This window comes from Streptomyces sp. MZ04, from assembly GCF_004684775.1.
GTDB lineage: Bacteria > Actinomycetota > Actinomycetes > Streptomycetales > Streptomycetaceae > Streptomyces.
In genome coordinates this window covers 48214-66839 of record NZ_SRIC01000012.1, presented here as the reverse complement: position 1 = coordinate 66839, position 18626 = coordinate 48214, and the positions used below count along the sequence as shown (strand labels likewise).

Sequence of the window (18626 nt, the reverse complement as noted above, 5' to 3'; positions counted from 1 at the left end):
CCGCGCGGCGGACGAGCCGCTGAGCGCCCCCGCCCCCGATGCCCCCGATGCCGCTCAGCGAGAGGTGTGACGACGTGCTGTCCGACAACGTGAGCCGGATCGTGGAGGCCCGGGTCCATGACCCCCGCGCTTTCGCCGCGGCGGCCACGCGACGTGTGAAGGCCACCTCCCCGGTCGGCGAGCACGGCAAGGCGGTGATCATCGCCGCCGACCATTCGGCACGCGGCGCCAACGCGGTGGGCGCCGACCCCTCCGCGATGGCCGACCGCTTCGAGCTGCTCGACCGGCTCTGCCTCGCCCTGGAGCGGCCCGGCGTGACCGGTGTCCTCGCCACCGCCGACATCCTCGAGGACCTGCTGCTGCTCGGCGTCCTGGACGGCAAGAGCGTCTACGGCTCCATGAACCGCGCCGGTCTCGCCGGGTCCACCTTCGAGATCGACGACCGCTTCACCGGGTACGACGCCGCCACCCTCGCCACGATGGGCTTCGACGGCGGCAAAATGCTCACCCGCATCGCGCTCGACGACCGCGACACCCCGTCCGTCCTGGAGAACACCGCCAGGGCCGTCAACGAACTCAGCGGCCGCGGGCTGATCGCCATGGTCGAGCCGTTCCTCTCCGAGTGGCACGAGGGGCGCATCCGCAATGACCTCTCCCCCGAGGCCGTCATCAAGTCCATCACCATCGCCTCCGGGCTCGGCCGCCGCAGCGCCTATACCTGGCTGAAGCTGCCCGTCGTCGACGACATGGAGCGCGTACTCGCCTCGTCCACCCTGCCCACTCTGCTGCTCGGCGGCGAGGTCAAGGACCCCGACACCGCCTTCGAGGCCTGGGGCAAGGCCCTGAAACTCCCCACCGCGCAGGGCCTGGTCGTGGGCCGCTCCCTGCTCTATCCCTCGGACGGCGACGTCGTCGGCGCGGTGGACCGGGCGGTGAGTCTGCTGTGAGCACGTACCACCTCCCCAAGTGCCAACTCCCCAAGGGGACTTCGGCCGACGACGTGTACGACCTCGCCATCACCCCCGAGTCCGCCGGATGGGGCCACTCGGGACTGCGGATCGTCGAGCTCGCGCCCGGCGGGAGCCACACCCTCGCCACGGGCGACGCCGAATTCCTGGTACTGCCGCTCTCCGGCTCCTGCACCGTCTCCGTCGACGACAAGGCCTTCTCACTCGAAGGACGCTCCGGCGTGTTCGACTCGGTCACCGACTTCGCGTACCTGCCGCGCGCGTCGGAGGCCTTCCTCAGCAGCGCTTCCGGCGGGAGGTTCGCGCTGCCCTCCGCCCGTACCGAGGCCGTCCTGCCACCTCGGTACGGGCGCAAGGAGGACGTGCCCGTGGAGGCGCGCGGCGCGGGCAACTGCGCGCGCACGGTGAACAATTACTGCCTGCCCGGCACCTTCGACGCCGACCAGCTGCTGGTCTGCGAGGTGCTCACACCGGGCGGCAACTGGTCCTCGTATCCGCCGCACAAGCACGACGAGGCGCGGGTCGACGCGGACGGCAATCCCGTCGAGAGCGAGCTCGAAGAGATCTACTACTTCGAGATCGCCGAGGGACCGCAGGGGCCCGGCTTCGCCTACCAGCGGGTGTACGGCACCGAGGAGCGCCCCATCGACGTCCTCGCCGAGGTCCGCTCCGGCGACGCCGTCCTCGTCCCGCACGGCTGGCACGGCCCCTCCGTCGCCGCGCCCGGCCACGACCTCTACTACCTCAACGTCATGGCCGGCCCCGGCCAGGACCGCGCCTGGCTGATCTGCGACGACCCCGCGCACGGTTGGGTGCGCACCACCTGGGAGACCCGATCATGAGCGAGCAGACCCTCCGACTCACCACCGCCCAGGCCCTGGTGCGCTTCCTGGCGGCCCAGTACAGCGAGCGGGACGGGCAGGAGCAGCGGCTGATCCCGGGGGTCTGGGGCATCTTCGGGCACGGCAACGTCGCCGGCGTCGGCCAGGCGCTCCTCCAGGCGGCGGCCACTCAAGAAGCGGATCTTCCCTACTACTTGGCCCGCAACGAGCAGGGCATGGTGCACGCGGCGGTGGCCTTCGCCAAGATGCGGGACCGGCTCTCCGCCTTCGCGTGCACCGCATCCACCGGCCCCGGCTCCACGAACATGGTCACCGGCGCGGCCCTGGCCACCACCAACCGGTTGCCCGTCCTGCTGCTGCCCAGCGACATGTTCGCCACCCGCGCCGCCGACCCGGTCCTCCAGCAGCTGGAGGATCCCCGGGCCGGGGACACCTCGGTCAACGACGCCTTCCGGCCCGTGTCCAAGTACTTCGACCGGATCTCGCGCCCCGAACAGCTCATCCCGGCCGCGCTCGCCGCGATGCGGGTGCTCACCGACCCGGTCGAGACCGGAGCCGTGACGCTGTGCCTGCCGCAGGACGTGCAGGCGGAGGCGTACGACTGGCCGGTCGACTTCTTCCGGCGGCGGGTGTGGCACGTGGGCCGTCCCGTGCCGGAGCCCGCCGCGCTCGAGCGGGCGGCACGTCTCCTGCGTACGGCGCGCAGGCCGCTGATCGTCGCCGGGGGCGGCGCCGTCTACTCCGGTGCCGAGACCGCGCTGCGGGCCTTCGCCGAGGCCACCGGCATCCCGGTGGCGGACACGCACGCGGGCAAGGGCGCGGTGCCCTGGGACCACCCCGGCGCGGTCGGCGGCATCGGCTCCACCGGCGCGTACGCCGCCAACGAGCTGGCCCGGGAGGCGGATGTCGTCCTTGGCATCGGCACCCGGTACAGCGACTTCACCACCGCGAGCCACACCGTCTTCGGCAACCCGGACGTCACGTTCATCAATCTCAACGTGGCCCGCCTGGACGCTGTCAAACACTCCGCCGAACCCCTGATCGCCGACGCCCGCCTCGGCATCCAGGCCCTCGCCGGCGCGCTGACCGACTGGGAGGTCGAGGAGGAGTACCGGGAGCACATGCGTCAACTCATCGCCCGGACAGGGGAGATCGAGGAGGAGTGCTTCGCTCCCGACCGCAACACCGGCGAGCTGCCGGCGCAGACGACGATCCTCGGCGCGCTCCGTGACGTCCTGGACGACCGTGACGTGGTCATCAACGCGGCCGGGTCCATGCCCGGTGACCTCCAGCAGCTGTGGCGGGCCTGCGACCCCAAGGCCTACCACGTCGAGTACGCCTACTCCTGCATGGGCTACGAGGTCGCCGCCGGTCTCGGCGTGAAGATGGCCGATCCCTCGCGCGAGGTCGTCGTACTCGTCGGTGACGGCTCGTATCTGATGATGGCCCAGGAAATCGTGACCATGGTCTCCGAAGGCCTGAAGGTCATCATCGTCCTGGTCCAGAACCATGGCTTCGCCTCCATCGGCGCACTCTCCGAAGCCCTCGGCTCCCAGCGCTTCGGCACCAAGTACCGCTATCGCGACGGGACTTCGGGCCGACTCGACGGCGATGTCCTGCCCGTCGACCTCGCCGCCAATGCCGCATCGCTCGGCGCCGACGTCCTGCACGCCGCCACCGTGGACGACTTCCGCACCGCCATGGAGAAGGCGAAGGGCACCGACCGCACCACCGTCGTCCACGTCGAGACCGACCTCTACGGACCCAATCCGCCCGCCCACGGCTGGTGGGACGTGCCGGTGAGCCAGACCTCCGCCCTGGAGTCCACGCGCTCCGCGTACGAGACCTACGTCACCCACAAGCAGTCGCAGCGCCACTACCTGTAAGGACCCCCCACGTGAAGACCATCCAGCACTGGCTCGGCGGCTCTCCCGCCGCCGGCGCGGACACCGTTCCGGTGTTCAATCCGGCCACCGGGCGGGAGACGGCCCGCGTCGTACTCGGCGGGCTCGCCGATGTGGACGCCGCCGTCATCGCCGCCTGGCCGGCCTTCGAGGCCTGGTCCGAGTCGTCCCTGTCTCAGCGGACCCAGGTGATGTTCGCTTTCCGGGATCTGCTCGGCCGGCACGAGGAGGAGCTGGGCCGGATCATCTCCGCCGAGCACGGCAAGACCGTCGACGACGCGCGCGGCGAGATCGTGCGCGGACGCGAGGTCGTCGAGTTCGCGTGCGGCCTCGGGGACGTACTGAAGGGCAGCTTCTCCGACCAGGTGTCGCGCGGCGTCGACGTGCACAACTTCCGCCGGCCGCTGGGCGTCGTCGCCGGCATCACCCCCTTCAACTTCCCCGCCATGGTGCCCCTGTGGATGCACCCCATCGCCATCGCGACCGGCAACACCTTCATCCTCAAGCCCAGCGAACGCGACCCGTCCGCCGCGAACTTCGTCGCCGAGCTGTACCGCGAGGCCGGGCTGCCCGACGGTGTGTTCAATGTCGTGCACGGCGGCAAGGACGCGGTCGACGCGATCCTCACCCACCCCGGCATCTCCGCCGTCTCCTTCGTCGGCTCCACACCGATCGCCAAGTACGTCCACGAGCTGGCCACTTCGCACGGCAAGCGCGTCCAGGCGCTCGGCGGCGCCAAGAACCACGCCGTCGTCCTGCCCGACGCCGACCTGGAGTTCGCCGCGAACCACATCACCGCCGGCGCCTATGGATCGGCGGGCGAACGCTGCATGGCCGTCTCCGTGGCCGTCGCGGTCGGCGACGCGGCCGACGGGCTCGTCGAGATCCTGGAGCGCAAGGCCCGCGAGGTGACCGTCGGCCCCGGCGACGCACCCGGCACCGACATGGGCCCGCTGATCACCAAGGCCGCCCAGGAACGCGTCGAGAACGCCGTCGGTACCGCGTCCCTGCAGGGCGCGACGGTCGTCGTCGACGGGCGCGGCCTCAAGGTCGAAGGCCACGAGGACGGCTTCTTCACCGGGCCATCCCTGCTCGACCATGTCACCACCGACATGGACGCCTACCGGGAAGAGCTCTTCGGGCCGGTCCTCGCCGTCGTCCGCGTCGACACCCTCGACGAGGCGATCGCCCTCATCAACGCCAATCCGTACGGCAACGGCACCGCCCTGTTCACCGACAGCGGCGAGGCCGCCCGCCGCTTCCAGCGCCACGTCACCGTCGGGATGATCGGCGTCAACGTGCCGGTGCCCGTGCCGATGTCGTACTACTCCTTCGGCGGCTGGAAGGACTCCCTCATCGGCGACTCCCCCGTGCACGGCGCCGAAGGTGTCCGCTTCTACACCCGCCCCAAGGTCGTCACCACCCGCTGGCCGCGCCGCACACAGCAGCACGCCGCCGCGGGCTTCGACTTCCCCACCTCCGACTAACCCTGGGAGGCGGCCATGGACGTCAGGGACGACACCCCCCATGCCCCCGCGCCGAGCAGCACCGTCAGAGACGACACGTCTCCCCACGTCTACCGGCGGCTGCGGACCATCACCGTCATCGCCACCTTCGGCGGGCTCCTGTTCGGATACGACACCGGCGTCATCTCCGGAGCGCTTCCTTTCATGTCCCTCTCACCCGAGCGGGGTGGTCTCGGGCTCAGCCCGCTGACCGAGGGGATCGTCGCGTCGTCCCTGGTGCTCGGAGCCGCATGCGGGGCTCTTTTCGGCGGCCGTCTCAGCGACCGCTACGGGCGCAAGCGGGCGATCCTCGGGCTCGCCCTGCTGTTCTTCATCGGCGCGCTGGGTACCGCGCTCGCACCTGATCTCACCGTGCTGGTGCTGTTCCGCGGACTGCTCGGGCTCGCCGTGGGCGGCGCGTCCGCGACAGTGCCGGTGTTCATCGCCGAGCTGGCTCCCGCCGAGCACCGCGGCCGCCTCGTGACCCAGAACGAGCTCATGATCGTGACGGGTCAACTCGTCGCCTACACCTCCAACGCGGTCATCGCCCGGACCGCGGGCGAGGGTGGCGTGTGGCGTTGGATGCTCGGGCTCGCCACGGTCCCGGCCGTTCTGCTGTGGCTCGGGATGCTGTTCGTGCCCGAGTCACCCCGCTGGCTGGCCTCTCGCGGTCGATTCGATGACGCGGCCCGCACCTTGGCCCGGATCCGTGACGAGCGGGTCGTCGACGCGGAGTTCGCGGAGATCAAGAGCCGGGTGACCGCCGACGCCCACGAGCCGCGGGCGGGATGGCGGAGTCTGGGCACGCCGTGGCTACGGCGCGTCGTGACGTTCGGGTTCGGCCTCGCCGCCCTCACCCAGCTCACCGGCGTCAACTCGATCATGTACTTCGCGCCGACGATCCTGCTGGACACGGGCCTCGGCACCCAGGCCGCGCTCACCGCCACCATCGCCAACGGCGTCGTGGCCGTCCTCGCGGTCTCCACCGGCATGTGGCTGCTGGGCCGGTTCGGCCGTCGCCCGATGCTGCTGACCGGTCAGGTCGGCGTCACCGTCTCGCTGTTGCTGATCGCCTTCTGTTTCCTGGTCCTGCCCGAGTCGGCCGCCCGCAGCTACCTCGTGCTCGCGTCCATGCTGAGCTTCCTGCTGTTCATGCAGGGCTGCATCGCGACCGTGTTCTGGCTGATGCTCTCGGAGATCTTCCCGCTGCGCCTGCGCGGCTTCGCGATGGGCACGGCCGTCTTCGGCACCTGGATGGCCAACTTCTTGGTCACTCTGGCGTTCCCGCCACTGATCGACGCGATCGGCGGAACCACGTTCCTGATCTTCGCCGCGATCAACGCCGCCACGTTCGTCTTCTACGTCCGCACCGTTCCCGAGACACGCGGCCGCTCGATGGAAGCCATCGAGTCCCACTTCCGTCGGCAGTTCGCCGCCTGATCCCGCATCCGCCACCTTCTTCACCTCCTCGATCCCCTTGAAGGGCACAGCCATGTCTACGTCCAGCAAGCCTCTCTCCGTCGCGGTGATCGGAGCCGGCATGGCCGGCCGCAGCCACGCCGCCGGCTACCGCAACGTCAACACGGTCTTCGGCGCCGGCCTGCCGCCGGTCCGGCTGGCCGCGATAGCCGATGCCCATGTCGAACTCGGCGAGGACGCCGCCCGCCGCTACGGGTACGAGAAGGCGCTTGCGAGCTGGGAGGCCGTCGCCGAGGACCCGACGATCGACGCCGTCAGCATCGTCGTCGGCAACCATCTGCACCGCCCGATCGCCGAGGCGCTCGTCGCCGCGGGCAAGCACGTGCTGTGCGAGAAGCCGCTGGCCGGCTCGCTCGAAGACGCCCGTGCGATGGCCGAGTTGGAGCGCGCCACCGATGTGGTGACCGCCGTCGGGTACACCTTCCGCCGTTCTCCCGCCATCGCCGGGATCCGCGATCATGTCCGCAACGGCGAGCTGGGTGACCTCACGCTGTTCAGCGGCCGGTACTGGTGCGACTACGCGACCGACCCGAACGGGCCACTGAGCTGGCGATTCAAGGGCGGCCCCGGCTCCGGCGCACTCGGGGACGTCGGCGCGCACGTGATCGACGCCGCCGAGTACGTCGCGGGACCCATCGCCGCGGTCTCCGGCGCCTCCCTTTCGACACAGATCACCAAGCGGCCCTTGCCGCTTGGCGCGGTCGTCGGGCACAACGCCGCGCCCGTCTCGGACGAGTTCGGCGAGGTCGAGAACGAGGACACCGCGTCGTTCACCGCTCGCTTCGAGTCCGGTCTCGTGGGCACCTTCTCGTTGTCACGGACCGCCTTCGGCCTGCCCAACGGGCTCGCCTTCGACGTGCTGGGACTTGGCGGCCGGGCCGCGTTCGACCAGCACCGGCCTGCTGAGTACGTCCTCGACGACGCCCAGCCCGAGGCCCGCACCCGAGGAGCCCGCCAGATCATCGCCGGCCCGCAGCTGCCGTACTTCGCCGGCGGCTACCCGATGGAGGCGCCGGGTGTGGGAGGCGGCAACGCCGAGATGTTCACGTACCAGGCCCGGGCCTTCCTCGACCAGGTCGCGGGCGTCGCCGACCCACGCCCGGCCTGCGCCACGTTCGCCGACGGTCTGCGCACGATGGAGATCATCCAGGCCGTCGTCGAGTCCTCCCGCAATGGCGGCACCGGCGTTGCGGTCCCGTCCGCCCGCTGACCCCCGTATCGAACGAAGGAGCAGAACAACCATGGCCCTCAAGCTCGGCGCCTACACCGCCTGTCTGCACGACCTGCCCCTGACCGAGGCCCTCGACATCCTCAAGGACAACGGCCTGACCTCCGTCGAGGTCAACACCGGTGGGTTCATCCCCGCCCCGCACTGCCCGGTCGACCTGCTGCTGTCCTCGGCCACCGCGCGCGAGGAGTACCTGGCGGCCTTCGCCGAACGCGGGATGGAACTGACCGGGCTCAACTGCAACGGCAATCCGCTCAACCCGCTCCCGGGCGTCGGGCCGAAGCACGCCGACGACCTGCGCCGCACCGTTCGGCTCGCGGGGCTGCTCGGCGTGAAGCACGTCGTGACCATGTCCGGCACTCCGGGATCCGACCCCGAAGCCAAGTACCCCTCCTGGGTCGTCAATCCCTGGGACGGCGTCTACCTGGACGTACTCGACTACCAGTGGGGCGTGGCCGTCGAGTTCTGGAAGGAGATCGACGCACTCGCCCGCGAGAACGACGTCAGGGTCGCCATCGAGATGCACCCGCACAACGTGGTGTTCTCACCGGTCACCCTCAAGCGGCTCGTCGACGAGGCCGGCGCGACCAACCTCGGCGCCGAGATGGACCCCTCCCACCTGATGTGGCAGGGCATGGACATCGTCGCCTCCATCAAGTGGCTCGGCCCGCTGGTGTTCCACGCCGCCGCGAAGGACGCCACGCTGTGCCCCGGCGCGGACATCCGCGGTGTCCTGGACACCTCGTTCACGCGCGTGCCCGCGGACGCCGAGGGCAAGGTGCCCACCGGCATCGGCTTCTGGTGCAACGCCTGGCCGGAGAACCCAGCCTGGAAGTTCGTCGCCGTCGGCCTGGGCAACGACGTGCCCTTCTGGACCGAGTTCCTTCGCGCACTGGCCGAGATCGACCCGGACATGGCCGTCAACATCGAGCACGAAGACGCCGCCTTCTCCCAGACCGAGGGGCTCGCCCTCGCCGCCAAGAACCTGCACGGCGCCGCGGCCGCTCTCTGACTCCCCCCCCCACGTGGCCCCGCACCCGCAAGTCGAGTGCGGGGCCACGACTGCTCGGCGACGGCTGCGGAGGCGGGTCCTCAGGAGCCGGTGCCGAAGTCCTGGATCCACCAGGGACCGTTGTCCGCGAAATTGGCGTCGACGCCAATCTCCTTGTAGTCGCAGTTGAGGATGTTCGCCCTGTGACCAGGGCTGTCCATCCAGCCCTCCATGACCGATTCCGCGTCCGGATACCCCTCCGCTATGTTCTCGCCGACGTACGCGGTGTAGCCGGCGGCTTCGGCGCGGCTCTGCGGAGTGGACCCGTCGGGGCCGGTGTGGGACAGGACGCCGGTTTCGGCCATGACCTCGTTGTAGTCATGGGCGGCTTCAGTGAGTTCGGCGTTCTTGGTCAAGGGTGAGCAACCAGCCTTGTCACGCTCCTTGTTGACGAGCGCGATCACCTTCGCCTCGGGGCTGGGGCCCTCCCTCCCGGGGGCGTCGAAAGCCGCTGATCGCGCGTGTTCCTCCGCGCCACCCGGGGTGATCGCGGCCGAGGCGAAACCGACACTGAGACCCACGGCGGCGGTGGCCGAACCGAGGGTCACAACGATGTTGCGCCCCCTGAACAGCCGCTTGGAGCGCGCGTGCGAGCGCGGCGCGTGGGGGGCTTGCGAAGTGATCTGCACTGGACCTCGCTTGGTGTACGGACGGTTGGCGGGCACCCAGCCAAGCCGTGACCTTCGTCAGAGCAATCCGCCTCGGGAGGGATGTTCCGGCTCCTGCTCGTCGGGCCTCACCGGATCGGGCCACGGTCCGAACAGCAACGGCCAGGTCCGATGTGGACCTGGCCGTTGCTGTCCGGAGACATGGATGCTCGTGGAGTTCCCCGTCAGGGACTGGCTGCCGAAGCGGCCCGCAGGGACGTGGATTCCTCCGGGAGTTCTTCGACGTCGATGCCCTGTACCTGGGCGAGTTCGTGCTTCAGCGCGGCGAGTTCGGCACCGCCGGCCATGTGATGGGTGAGTTCGTCGAGGGTGACCTGATCGCGGGAGGCGCTCAGGTCGAGGGTGCCGAGCCGCAGTACGGCGAAGTGGTCGCCGACCATGTAGGCGTGGTGCGGATTGTGGGTGATGAAGATGACACCGAGGCCGCGCTCGCGGGCGGCTGCGACGTACTTCAGCACGACACCGGACTGTTTGACGCCGAGTGCGGCCGTGGGCTCGTCGAGGATGAGCACACGGGCGCCGAAGTGGACGGCCCGGGCGATGGCCACGGACTGGCGCTGGCCACCTGAGAGAGTGCCGATGGGCTGGTCGAGGTTGTCGAGCACGATGCCCATGTTGCGCAGCTCGTGGTCCGCGGTCTCCTTCATTCGCTCGATGTCCAGGCGGCGCAACGGCCAGGGGCCTCGGGTGAGTTCCGAGCCGAGGAAGAAGTTCCGCCATACCGGCATCAACGGCACGGTGGCCAAGTCCTGGTACACGGTGGCGATGCCGCGGTCGAGGGCTTGGCGCGGGGTGCTGAGATGCACCGGCTTGCCGTCGATGAGGTAGTCGCCTTCGGTGTGCTGGTGCAGCCCGGAGATGGTTTTGATGAGAGTGGACTTGCCGGCGCCGTTGTCGCCGAGGACGCACGTCACCTGCCGCGGCTCGACCGCCAGGTCGACGCCGTGCAGCGCACGGACGTTGCCGTAGGACTTGCCGATGCTCTTGAGCTCGACGATGGGTCCGGCTTCCTCGGGCGTGGACTCGTGGGGTGCGGACTTCTCCGTTGTCATGCGATCACCTCCTGGTCGCCTGGCGGCGGACCCACAGATTGACGAGTGCGGCGAGCAGGAGCATCACGCCCAGGAAGGCCTTGAACCAGTCGGGGTTCCAGTTGGCGTAGACGATGCCCTGGGACACCATGCCGAAGATGACGGCGCCCAGGACCGCCCCGACCGCCGAGCCGTAGCCGCCCGTGAGCAGGCAACCGCCGATGACCGCCGCGATGATGTAGAGGAACTCGTTGCCGACACCCTCGCCGGACTGCACGGTGTTGAAGGCGAACAGCAGGTGCATGCCGACGAACCAGGCGCCTGCGCCCACCCCCATGAACAGTGCGATCTTGGTGAGGTTCACCGGGACCCCGACGGCGCGGGCGCTGTCCTTGTTGCCGCCGACGGCGAAGATCCAGTTGCCGAACTTGGTGCGCAGCAGCAGCCAGGTGGCGGCCGCGGCGAAGACCAGCCACCAGAGCACGGTGATCTTGACGTCGATCCCGGCGATGCCGACCTCCGAGGCGAAGAGGGACTTGGCCTGGCCGAAGCCGTCCATGTCGCTGATCGAATCGGTGGCGACGTTGCCGGTGAACATCTTGGTGATGGCCAGGTTGGCGCCCTGCAGTATCAGGAACGTACCGAGCGTGATCAGAAAGCTGGGCAGTCCCGTCTTCATCAGCAGAAAGCCGTTGAACGCGCCGATGGCGAGCGACACGAGGAGCGCGACGAAAACCCCGGTCCACACATTCGCCGACAGCTGGAAACTGAGCATGCTGGCGGTGAGCGCCGACGTGGTGACGGCGACGCCCGCGGACAGGTCGAACTCGCCGCCGATCATCAGGAGCGCCACGGGCAGCGCCATGATGCCCATGACCGATGCCTGGTAGAGCACGGTGGCGACGGAGCCCGCCTCGCGGAACGACGGGGCGACCGCGAAGAAGAAGACGTAGACACCGACGGCGGCGATGAGCGCGCCGATCTCCGGACGGGCCATCAGCCTGCGCGTCAGTGAACGCTCGGCAGTTCGGCCGTCCCTCTGCACAGTGGGAGGCGCGGGAGGCAAGGGAGGCACGGGAGGCACGGGTACAGCCGACGTGGCTGTCTGGGGTTGGGTCATCACCGGGTGCCCTTCGAGGCGAACTTCGCGATGGCGTCGACGTTGTCCTTGTCGACGAAGGCGGGACCGGTCAGCACGGGGGCCGCGCCGCCGCCGCTGAAGTTGCCGTTGGACTTGTTGAGCCAGAGGCCGTCGACGGCCAGGTACCCCTGGAGGTATGGCTGCTGGTCGACGGCGAACTCGACGGCGCCGTCCTGCACGGCGCGGACCAGGTCCTTGTTGAGGTCGAACGTGGCGACCTTCGCCTTGCCGCCGGCGTCGGCGACCGACTGCACCGCGGTGAGGGCGATCGGCGCACCGAGCGTGACCACGTAGTCGATCTTGGAGTTCTGCTTGAGCTTCGCGGCGATGGTCGCCTTCACCGACGGCATGTCGGTGCCGTTCACGTACAGGTTCTCCGTGGTGCCCTTGAACGTCTTCTTGACACCGGCACAGCGGGCTTCGAGGGCGACGTGGCCCTGGTCCTGGATGACGCAGATGTTGTGCTTGGCCCCGAGCTTGTTCAGCCGCTCGCCGAACGCCTGGCCGGCCACCTTCTCGTCCTGTCCGAAGTAGGAGAGCAGGTCCTGCTGCTTCCAGGCGTCAAGACCGGCGTTGAAGCCGACGACCGGGATGCCCGCCTTACGTGCCTTGGCAATCGCGTCCTTCATCGCGTCCGGCTTGGCCAGGGTGATGGCGATGCCGTCGACCTTCTGGTCCACGGCGTTCTGGATCAGATTGGCCTGGGTGGCGGCGTTGGGGTCGCTGGAGTAGACGAGTTCGACGTTGTCCTTCGCCGCTGCCGCCTTGGCGCCCTTGCGGATGAGGTCCCAGAACGTGTCGCCCGGAGGGGCGTGGGTGATCATCGCGATCTTCATCCGGGGCGTGTTGGCCTTGCCCGCCGAGACCGGGTTCCCTTCTTCCTCGGCCTTCTTGCCACCGGCGCTGCTGCTGCAACCGGCTGCGAGGAGAACACCTGCCGTGCAGGCGGCGGCTATGACAGTCGTCTTACGAGATCTCATACGGTTCATCTGTCCTGCACCTCATGGGTGAGCGGGGTGGGGAGAAGCCCTCAGATGCCGAGTCACGGCTCGGCCGGTGCGGCCGCCTCCACAGAGGGGAGCGAGCGGCGCGCCGTGGAGAGTGAGCCAACTCCAGGCAGAGATGCCATGTCAAGAGTTTGTCAGGACAATAATTCATCCTGACGTGACACGGTGGGTCGGCGAGGCATGGCGACCGTCGGCAGCGCGCGCCGGACATGTCCGGCCGCCCCCTGCCGGGGCGTTGGCGTCGCGCGCGGCCCAGGCTTCCCGGCCGGCCTCCCGCCGCTATGCGCGCCGCGCCCCCGGCCCTTGTCCTCCGGGGGCGGCCGTGCTGCCGCGGACGATCAGGCGCGGGACCAGGACGATCTCGCGGCGGGTCGAGCGGTCGCCGTCGAGCCGCTCGACGGCCGCCGCCACCGCGCGGTGCGCCTGTTCCTCCGGGTTCTGGCTGACGGTGGTGAGGCCGAAGACGGCGAGCCGGGACAGCACGCTGTCGTCGTAGCCGATCACGGAGACGGCGCCAGGCACGTCGATGCCCGCACGGGTCAGGGCACTGAAGAGCCCCACGGCACAGCGGTCGTTGGATGCCACGACCGCGCTCGGCAGCTCGCCCTCGTCGAGCAGCCGTTCCGCCGACCGCGCCCCGGCTTCCTCCGTGTGGGAGCCGGGGAGGATCCTGATCCGATCGGCGAGCCGGTGCCGCCCCATCGCCGTGCGGTAGCCCCGGCGCCGGTCCACCGCGACGACCCCTCCGCCACCGTCGATGAAGGCGATGTCACGGTGCCCCAGGCGCACCAGATGCTCCACCGCCCGGTCCAAGCCCTCCTCGTCCGAGGTCCGCACGACGTCCAGTTCGGCGTTGGCGATCCCCCGCCCGACGACGACTACCGGCAGGTGCCGGTCGAGTGAGGCCAGGCGTGCGGCGGAGGCCTCGGCCCCGAGGAGGATCAGCGCCTCGGCCCGCGAGTCGAGGAGCGTCTCGATGGCCTCGGGCTCGCCACGGGCGCGGGTCAGGGTACTGAGGGAGAGGTCATAGCCGAACTCCTCTGCCGCGGCGTAGAGATGCTCGACCAGTTCGGTGTGGAAGGTGTTGCGGATGTCGACCATGACGCCGAGCAGCCGGGAGCGCCGACGCGCGAGCAGACTCGCCGTCCGGTCGGGGCGGTAGCCGAGTCGCAGCGCGGCCCCCAAGACCCGCTCACGGGTCTGCGCGCTGGGACCGGGCGCGCTCCTGAGGACGAGGGAGACCGTCGCCGACGACAGCCCCACCAGGGCGGCGACGTCCTCCAGTCGCGGACGGGGGCCGTTGCCGCCGAGGCCGCGCCCCGGCTCATCCATGTTCCCTCCCCCGCCCATTCGCCGCCGCTCAGACAAGAACCCCCGCTCGACGCCCGTAGAGATCGCACGCAGATTAACAGGAATTCAAGCGCTTTAGGTCCCCGCGCCACCGGTCACCCCGTCACCCCCTCAACAGCGCCTTGAGGCTGACCACGGGGTCGGCCAGGGCCTCCGGGGCCGGGGTCGCCCGTCGCGAGATGAGCGTCTCGGCCAGGCGGATGTCCTTGGACACCGCGTTGCCGGGACCCACCGCACTGGCGGCGAGCAGCCGGCCGTCCGCTCCGATGCCGTACCGGACCTCGACGCCGTCCGGCCGCCGGCGCACGGTCTCGGTCACGGCCGCGTCGGGCAGACCGGCGATCTGCAGGGTCAGGTCGTACTGGTCCGACCAGAACCACGGCACGGCTGTGAACGGCTCGTCCGCACCCAGCATGGCGCGCGCCACCGCCACGCCCTGGTCCTGGGCGTTGCGCCAACTCTCCAGGCGGACACGCCGGTTGTCGTAGAGCGGGTGCGGGAAGGAGCAGCAGTCGCCTGCGGCGAAGATGTCGGGATCCGATGTCGTCAGGCGTGCGTCGACGCGCACTCCGTTCTCGACGGCGAGCCCGGCCTTCTCGGCGAGCGCGGTGTCCGGGACGGCGCCGACGCCGGCCATCACCGTGTCGCACACGAGCGGGTCGCCCGTGGTGAGCCGGATCTCCACGTCGTCGCCCCGAGCCCGCAGGGCGACGACGGCGACGCCGCACCGGATGTCGACACCGGCATGTGCGTGTCGAGCGGCGACGGTGGCGGCGAGCGGAGCGGGCACGGCGCGGCTCATCGGCTGCGGCGCGGCCTCGACGACCGTGACCGCGCAACCGCGGCTCGCCGCACTGGCCGCCACCTCCAGACCGAGGAAGCCCGCGCCGATGACACCGATGCGCGCGCCGGGCCGCAGCCGCTTTCGCAGCGCCAGCGCGTCGACGTGGCTGCGCAGGTAATGGACATCGGCCACGGCCGCACCGCCGAGAGGCAGCCGGCGCGCTCTCGCCCCAGTGGCCAGCAGCAGCCGCTCGTACCTGATGCGCTGTCCGTCGGCCAGTTCGACCTTGTGGACATCGCGGTCGATGTCCACCGCCGGGGCGCCCCCGACGAAGGTGATGTCCGCGTCTTTCAGTGCATCGGAGTCCCGGATGGTCACGGGTGCGGGCAGGTGGGCCGCGGTCAGGGCGGACTTCGAAAGCGGCGGCCGCTCGTACGGCAGCATGTCCTCCGCGCCGACCAGGGTGACCGGCCCCTTCCACCCCGCCTCGCGCAGCGCGAACGCCGCGCGGGCCCCGCACTCGCCGCCGCCGACGACGACGAGGCCCGGCACGGTACTCATCCGATCTCTATGTGGACGGTACCGGCCTCGATCTTGACCTGGTAGGTCGGCAGATCGGTCATCGCAGGGGCACCCTGGGCACGGCCGGTGGTGTAGTCGAACCGGCCGTTGTGCTTGGGGCATTCGATGACGCCGTCCATGACAAGCCCGTCGCACAGGAGTTGCCGTTCATGGGTGCAGTGCCCCGCGGTGGCGAAGAAGGTGTTGTCGGGCGAGCGGTATACGGCGTAGTCGTTCCCTTCGTGACGGAACGGCACGACGTCTTCCAGGTCGATGTCATCGACACCGCACACAGCGATCCACTCGGGCATGTCAGGCAGTTCCTCTCATGGGGAGCGGGAGCGCGCGTCCGTCGTCCTGCGCGGGGAACGGCGCGGCCCCGGCGGGCAGCTCCCGACGGACGTAGTACGTCTGGTCCTTGAGCTGACGCAGGATGGCGGGGACGATCTCCTTGTATGCCGCCCAGATCGACGGGTACGGAGCTGCGAGGTCGTGCTTGATCTCCTCGTGCAGCTCGGGCAGCCGGTGGTACGGGATCATCGGGAACATGTGGTGTTCGACGTGGTAGTTCATGTTCCAGTACAGGAACCGGTTGATCCGGTTCATCCGGACGGTACGGGTGTTGAGCCGGTGGTCGAGCACGTTCTCCCCCAGCCCCGCGTGCTGCGTGAGGCTGTATACGTAGAGCATGCAGGCGCCGTAGAGCCGGGGGCCGCCGATGAGCATCACCGGCAACAGGGAGCCGGTCGCGAAGCACATCACGACCGTGGCCGTGTACAGCACCAATGAGAGCCGCGCGGTGTGGAAGACCTTCGCCTGCTCGTCGGACGGAACGAACGTCTTCTCCTGCGCGGTGAGTCGTCCGCACGCGTGCAGGGCCATGTCGCGGAAGGCCAGGGGCACATCGACGAGCCCGAAGAGGTTCGCCAGAATCCGGGCGAGGCGGGCGGGCCGCATCGCCACGATCTCGGGGTCCCGGCCGACCACCAGGGTGTCGGTGTGGTGGCGGGTGTGGCTCCAGCGCCAAATGGTCGGATCCTTCATGCACATGAACGAGGCGAGCCGGTACACGGTGTCGTCCATCCATCGGGTCCTGAACGCCGTGCCGTGACCGCACTCGTGCCAGCGGGCGTCCGACGCCGAGCCATAGAGCACTCCGTAGACCAGGAAGAACGGGACGGCGAGCCAGCCGCCCCAGAGCGCGGACCCGAGCAGGCCGGACACGACGAGGGCACCGAGCCAGACGGCCGTGTCACGGATCGCCGGGTAGTCGGAGCGGCGCATCAACTCCTTCAGACGTGCGCGCGGCACATCACTGCGGAACCAGTCGCCGTCGGCGAGCCCGGCGGCGACCGCGCGATCGCCTTCCGGACCGTCGAGGATGTATCGCTGGAGACGTTCCTTACCCATGATCGTGAACCTCTCTTCTCCCAGCCGCGTTCTCCGCGTAGCGCCAAGGAGGGCGGCGTCGGCGGCGTCCTCCTCACCCGCCGTGAGCCGCATGGGCGACCGTGGCTGGTGCCGAAGTCCGAGGGCGGTGCTCACGCTGCCCGACGCGCCGTCCGACGACGGCGTCCGGCCGCCGGTCAGCGGCCATCGCCTCTTTTAAAGCGCTCTAAATTGGAGTGGATTATGGAGCGCTCCAAAAGGCGATGTCAAGGCCCCCGCCGCAGCGCGACGGGCGACGCGACGGCGGAGGGCGACGGCGGAGGGGTGACGGCAGGGGGCAGGCTCTCGCCGCAGCGCGACGGGCGACGCGACGGCGGAGGGCGACGGCGGAGAGGTGACGGCAGGGGGCAGGCTCTCGCGCCGCCGGGCGAGAGCGGCCCTGAGCGTCGGCGGCCGGGCCGACAGGCGTCTCGGACGACGGGTCCCCCGCCTGGTTACCGGCCTCGCTCCGGTGCGCTCGGCTGCCACTTCTGCCCGGCCACTGCGGCCGTCGTCCCTCGCACGACCAGGTGCGGAGCCAGCACGATCTCCCGCTCGGAGACCTCCCTGCCTTCGAGCCTCGCCAGGGCGCGCGCCAGGGCGAGGCCCGCCATACGGTGCGCGTCCTGGCCCACCGTCGTCAGGTCGACGTGCGGGAGGCGCGCGAGCCGGCTGTCGTCCCACCCGACGATGGACACGTCGTCAGGAACGGCGACGCCGGCGCGGATGAACGACTCGAGCAGGCCGGTCGCGACATCGTCGTTGTACGCGATGACAGCGGTGGGCAGCTGGCCGGTCTCCAGGAAGGTCCGGGCGGCCGCGGCTCCCGCGTCCTGGGCCTGCCCGCCGGGAACGACCCGCAGATGCCCGCCCAGGCCGTGTCGGCGCATGGCGGCGCGGTATCCGCGGCGGCGGAGCACCGACACGGGGCCACGGCCGCCGTCGATGTGGGCGATCTGCCGGTGCCCGAGGGCCACCAGGTGATCCACCGCCTGCCGCATCCCCTCGTCGTCCGAGGTCCGGACGACGTCGACCGACGGCTCCTTGACCCGCCAGCCGACGACGACCACGGGCAGTTCGCCGGGCACTTCGGGGGCGGGCGTTTCCGGGCCGAGCAGGATCAACGCCTCGCACCGGAAGTCCAGGAGCGTCTCGACGGCACGCCGCTCGTCACGGCCGGGGGTCAGTGCGCTGAGGATGAGTTCGTACCCGGCACCCTCCGCTGCCGCGTAGAGGCCGTCCAGGAGCTCGAAGTGGAAGGTGCCGGCCATGCCGAACACCACGCCGACCAGCTCGGAGCGGTTGCTCGCGAGCAGCCGCGCCCTGGCGTCCCGCCGGTAGCCCAGCTCGGCCGCGGCCTTCAGCACCCGGTCCCGCGTCTTCGCGCTGGCGCCCGGCGCTCCTCGCACGACGAGGGACACCAGCGCCCGTGACACCCCCGCATGCGCCGCGACGTCCTCCAGCGTGGGGCGCCTGCCCGTACGTGCCTCGGCGTCCTGCGTCACGGGAGCTGTCTCCTCGGCTCGATTGCGGCGGGTATTGACATCGCGTATTGGAGCGCTCAATAGTAACGCGACTAGAGCGCTCCAATACGAAGTGCTCGTGAGGCCCGGCCGCGATGCGCGGCATGACGTGGGCCGGTAGGCGTGGACCCCTCCCAGCAGTCTGTCCGGGGCCGT

At 70.0% G+C, this 18626-nt stretch carries 16 protein-coding genes; 7 read left to right on the top strand and 9 right to left on the bottom strand.

Features of this window, described 5'->3' with window-relative positions; translation table 11 throughout:
* Positions 1 to 74 precede the first annotated feature (74 nt).
* The 7 genes from E2651_RS05090 to E2651_RS05060 are packed head-to-tail and all read left to right on the top strand — an operon-like array spanning position 75 to position 8938.
* Positions 75 to 947, top strand: a complete 873-nt coding sequence (locus E2651_RS05090) for an aldolase (RefSeq protein ID WP_167828695.1) — start codon at positions 75 to 77, stop codon at positions 945 to 947.
* A gap of 53 nt (positions 948 to 1000) precedes the next feature.
* Entirely contained in the window at positions 1001 to 1810 is an 810-nt protein-coding gene (gene iolB, locus E2651_RS05085; protein WP_245238582.1) for a 5-deoxy-glucuronate isomerase, read from the top strand.
* Positions 1807 to 3696: a 3D-(3,5/4)-trihydroxycyclohexane-1,2-dione acylhydrolase (decyclizing) gene (iolD, locus tag E2651_RS05080; RefSeq protein WP_135329767.1), complete on the top strand. Its 1890-nt coding sequence runs from the start codon at positions 1807 to 1809 to the stop codon at positions 3694 to 3696. Before iolB ends, iolD begins: the two co-directional genes overlap by 4 nt.
* Before the next feature lie 11 nt (positions 3697 to 3707).
* Complete coding sequence (locus E2651_RS05075; protein ID WP_135329766.1) at positions 3708 to 5201, top strand: CoA-acylating methylmalonate-semialdehyde dehydrogenase; 1494 nt, start codon at positions 3708 to 3710, stop codon at positions 5199 to 5201.
* Positions 5202 to 5216: 15 nt separating this feature from the next.
* Complete coding sequence (locus tag E2651_RS05070; RefSeq protein ID WP_135329765.1) at positions 5217 to 6659, top strand: sugar porter family MFS transporter; 1443 nt, start codon at positions 5217 to 5219, stop codon at positions 6657 to 6659.
* 52 nt (positions 6660 to 6711) lie between these two features.
* Positions 6712 to 7908, top strand: coding sequence for a Gfo/Idh/MocA family oxidoreductase (locus E2651_RS05065; protein ID WP_135329764.1), 1197 nt, complete (start codon positions 6712 to 6714; stop codon positions 7906 to 7908).
* 31 nt (positions 7909 to 7939) lie between these two features.
* Positions 7940 to 8938: a sugar phosphate isomerase/epimerase gene (locus E2651_RS05060; protein ID WP_135329763.1), complete on the top strand. Its 999-nt coding sequence runs from the start codon at positions 7940 to 7942 to the stop codon at positions 8936 to 8938.
* 80 nt (positions 8939 to 9018) lie between these two features.
* On the opposite strand, the gene E2651_RS45075 is transcribed toward E2651_RS05060, so the two are convergent.
* The 9 genes from E2651_RS45075 to E2651_RS05015 all read right to left on the bottom strand — a co-directional run bounded on the left by E2651_RS45075 (position 9019) and on the right by E2651_RS05015 (position 18452).
* The gene (locus E2651_RS45075; RefSeq protein ID WP_348541605.1) at positions 9019 to 9525 is read right to left on the bottom strand and encodes a CAP domain-containing protein; all 507 of its coding nucleotides are present in this window, start codon (positions 9523 to 9525) and stop codon (positions 9019 to 9021) included.
* A gap of 284 nt (positions 9526 to 9809) precedes the next feature.
* Entirely contained in the window at positions 9810 to 10697 is an 888-nt protein-coding gene (locus E2651_RS05050; protein WP_135329761.1) for an ATP-binding cassette domain-containing protein, read from the bottom strand.
* 4 nt (positions 10698 to 10701) lie between these two features.
* Positions 10702 to 11796 carry an ABC transporter permease gene (locus tag E2651_RS05045; RefSeq protein ID WP_135329760.1) on the bottom strand — a complete coding sequence of 365 codons (1095 nt, stop codon included), beginning with the start codon at positions 11794 to 11796 and terminating at the stop codon, positions 10702 to 10704.
* Entirely contained in the window at positions 11796 to 12806 is a 1011-nt protein-coding gene (locus tag E2651_RS05040; RefSeq protein WP_135329759.1) for a substrate-binding domain-containing protein, read from the bottom strand. The genes E2651_RS05045 and E2651_RS05040 overlap by 1 nt, the downstream gene beginning before the upstream one ends.
* A gap of 297 nt (positions 12807 to 13103) precedes the next feature.
* On the bottom strand, positions 13104 to 14156 hold the full coding sequence (locus tag E2651_RS05035; protein ID WP_135329758.1) for a LacI family DNA-binding transcriptional regulator: 1053 nt from the start codon (positions 14154 to 14156) through the stop codon (positions 13104 to 13106).
* A 121-nt stretch (positions 14157 to 14277) separates the two neighbouring features.
* Positions 14278 to 15519: an FAD-dependent oxidoreductase gene (locus tag E2651_RS05030; RefSeq protein WP_209446069.1), complete on the bottom strand. Its 1242-nt coding sequence runs from the start codon at positions 15517 to 15519 to the stop codon at positions 14278 to 14280.
* Entirely contained in the window at positions 15516 to 15830 is a 315-nt protein-coding gene (locus tag E2651_RS05025; RefSeq protein WP_135329757.1) for a Rieske 2Fe-2S domain-containing protein, read from the bottom strand. Before E2651_RS05025 ends, E2651_RS05030 begins: the two co-directional genes overlap by 4 nt.
* Before the next feature lies 1 nt (position 15831).
* The gene (locus tag E2651_RS05020; RefSeq protein WP_135329756.1) at positions 15832 to 16929 is read right to left on the bottom strand and encodes a fatty acid desaturase family protein; all 1098 of its coding nucleotides are present in this window, start codon (positions 16927 to 16929) and stop codon (positions 15832 to 15834) included.
* 473 nt (positions 16930 to 17402) lie between these two features.
* The gene (locus E2651_RS05015) at positions 17403 to 18452 is read right to left on the bottom strand and encodes a LacI family DNA-binding transcriptional regulator (protein WP_245238581.1); all 1050 of its coding nucleotides are present in this window, start codon (positions 18450 to 18452) and stop codon (positions 17403 to 17405) included.
* Positions 18453 to 18626 lie beyond the last annotated feature (174 nt).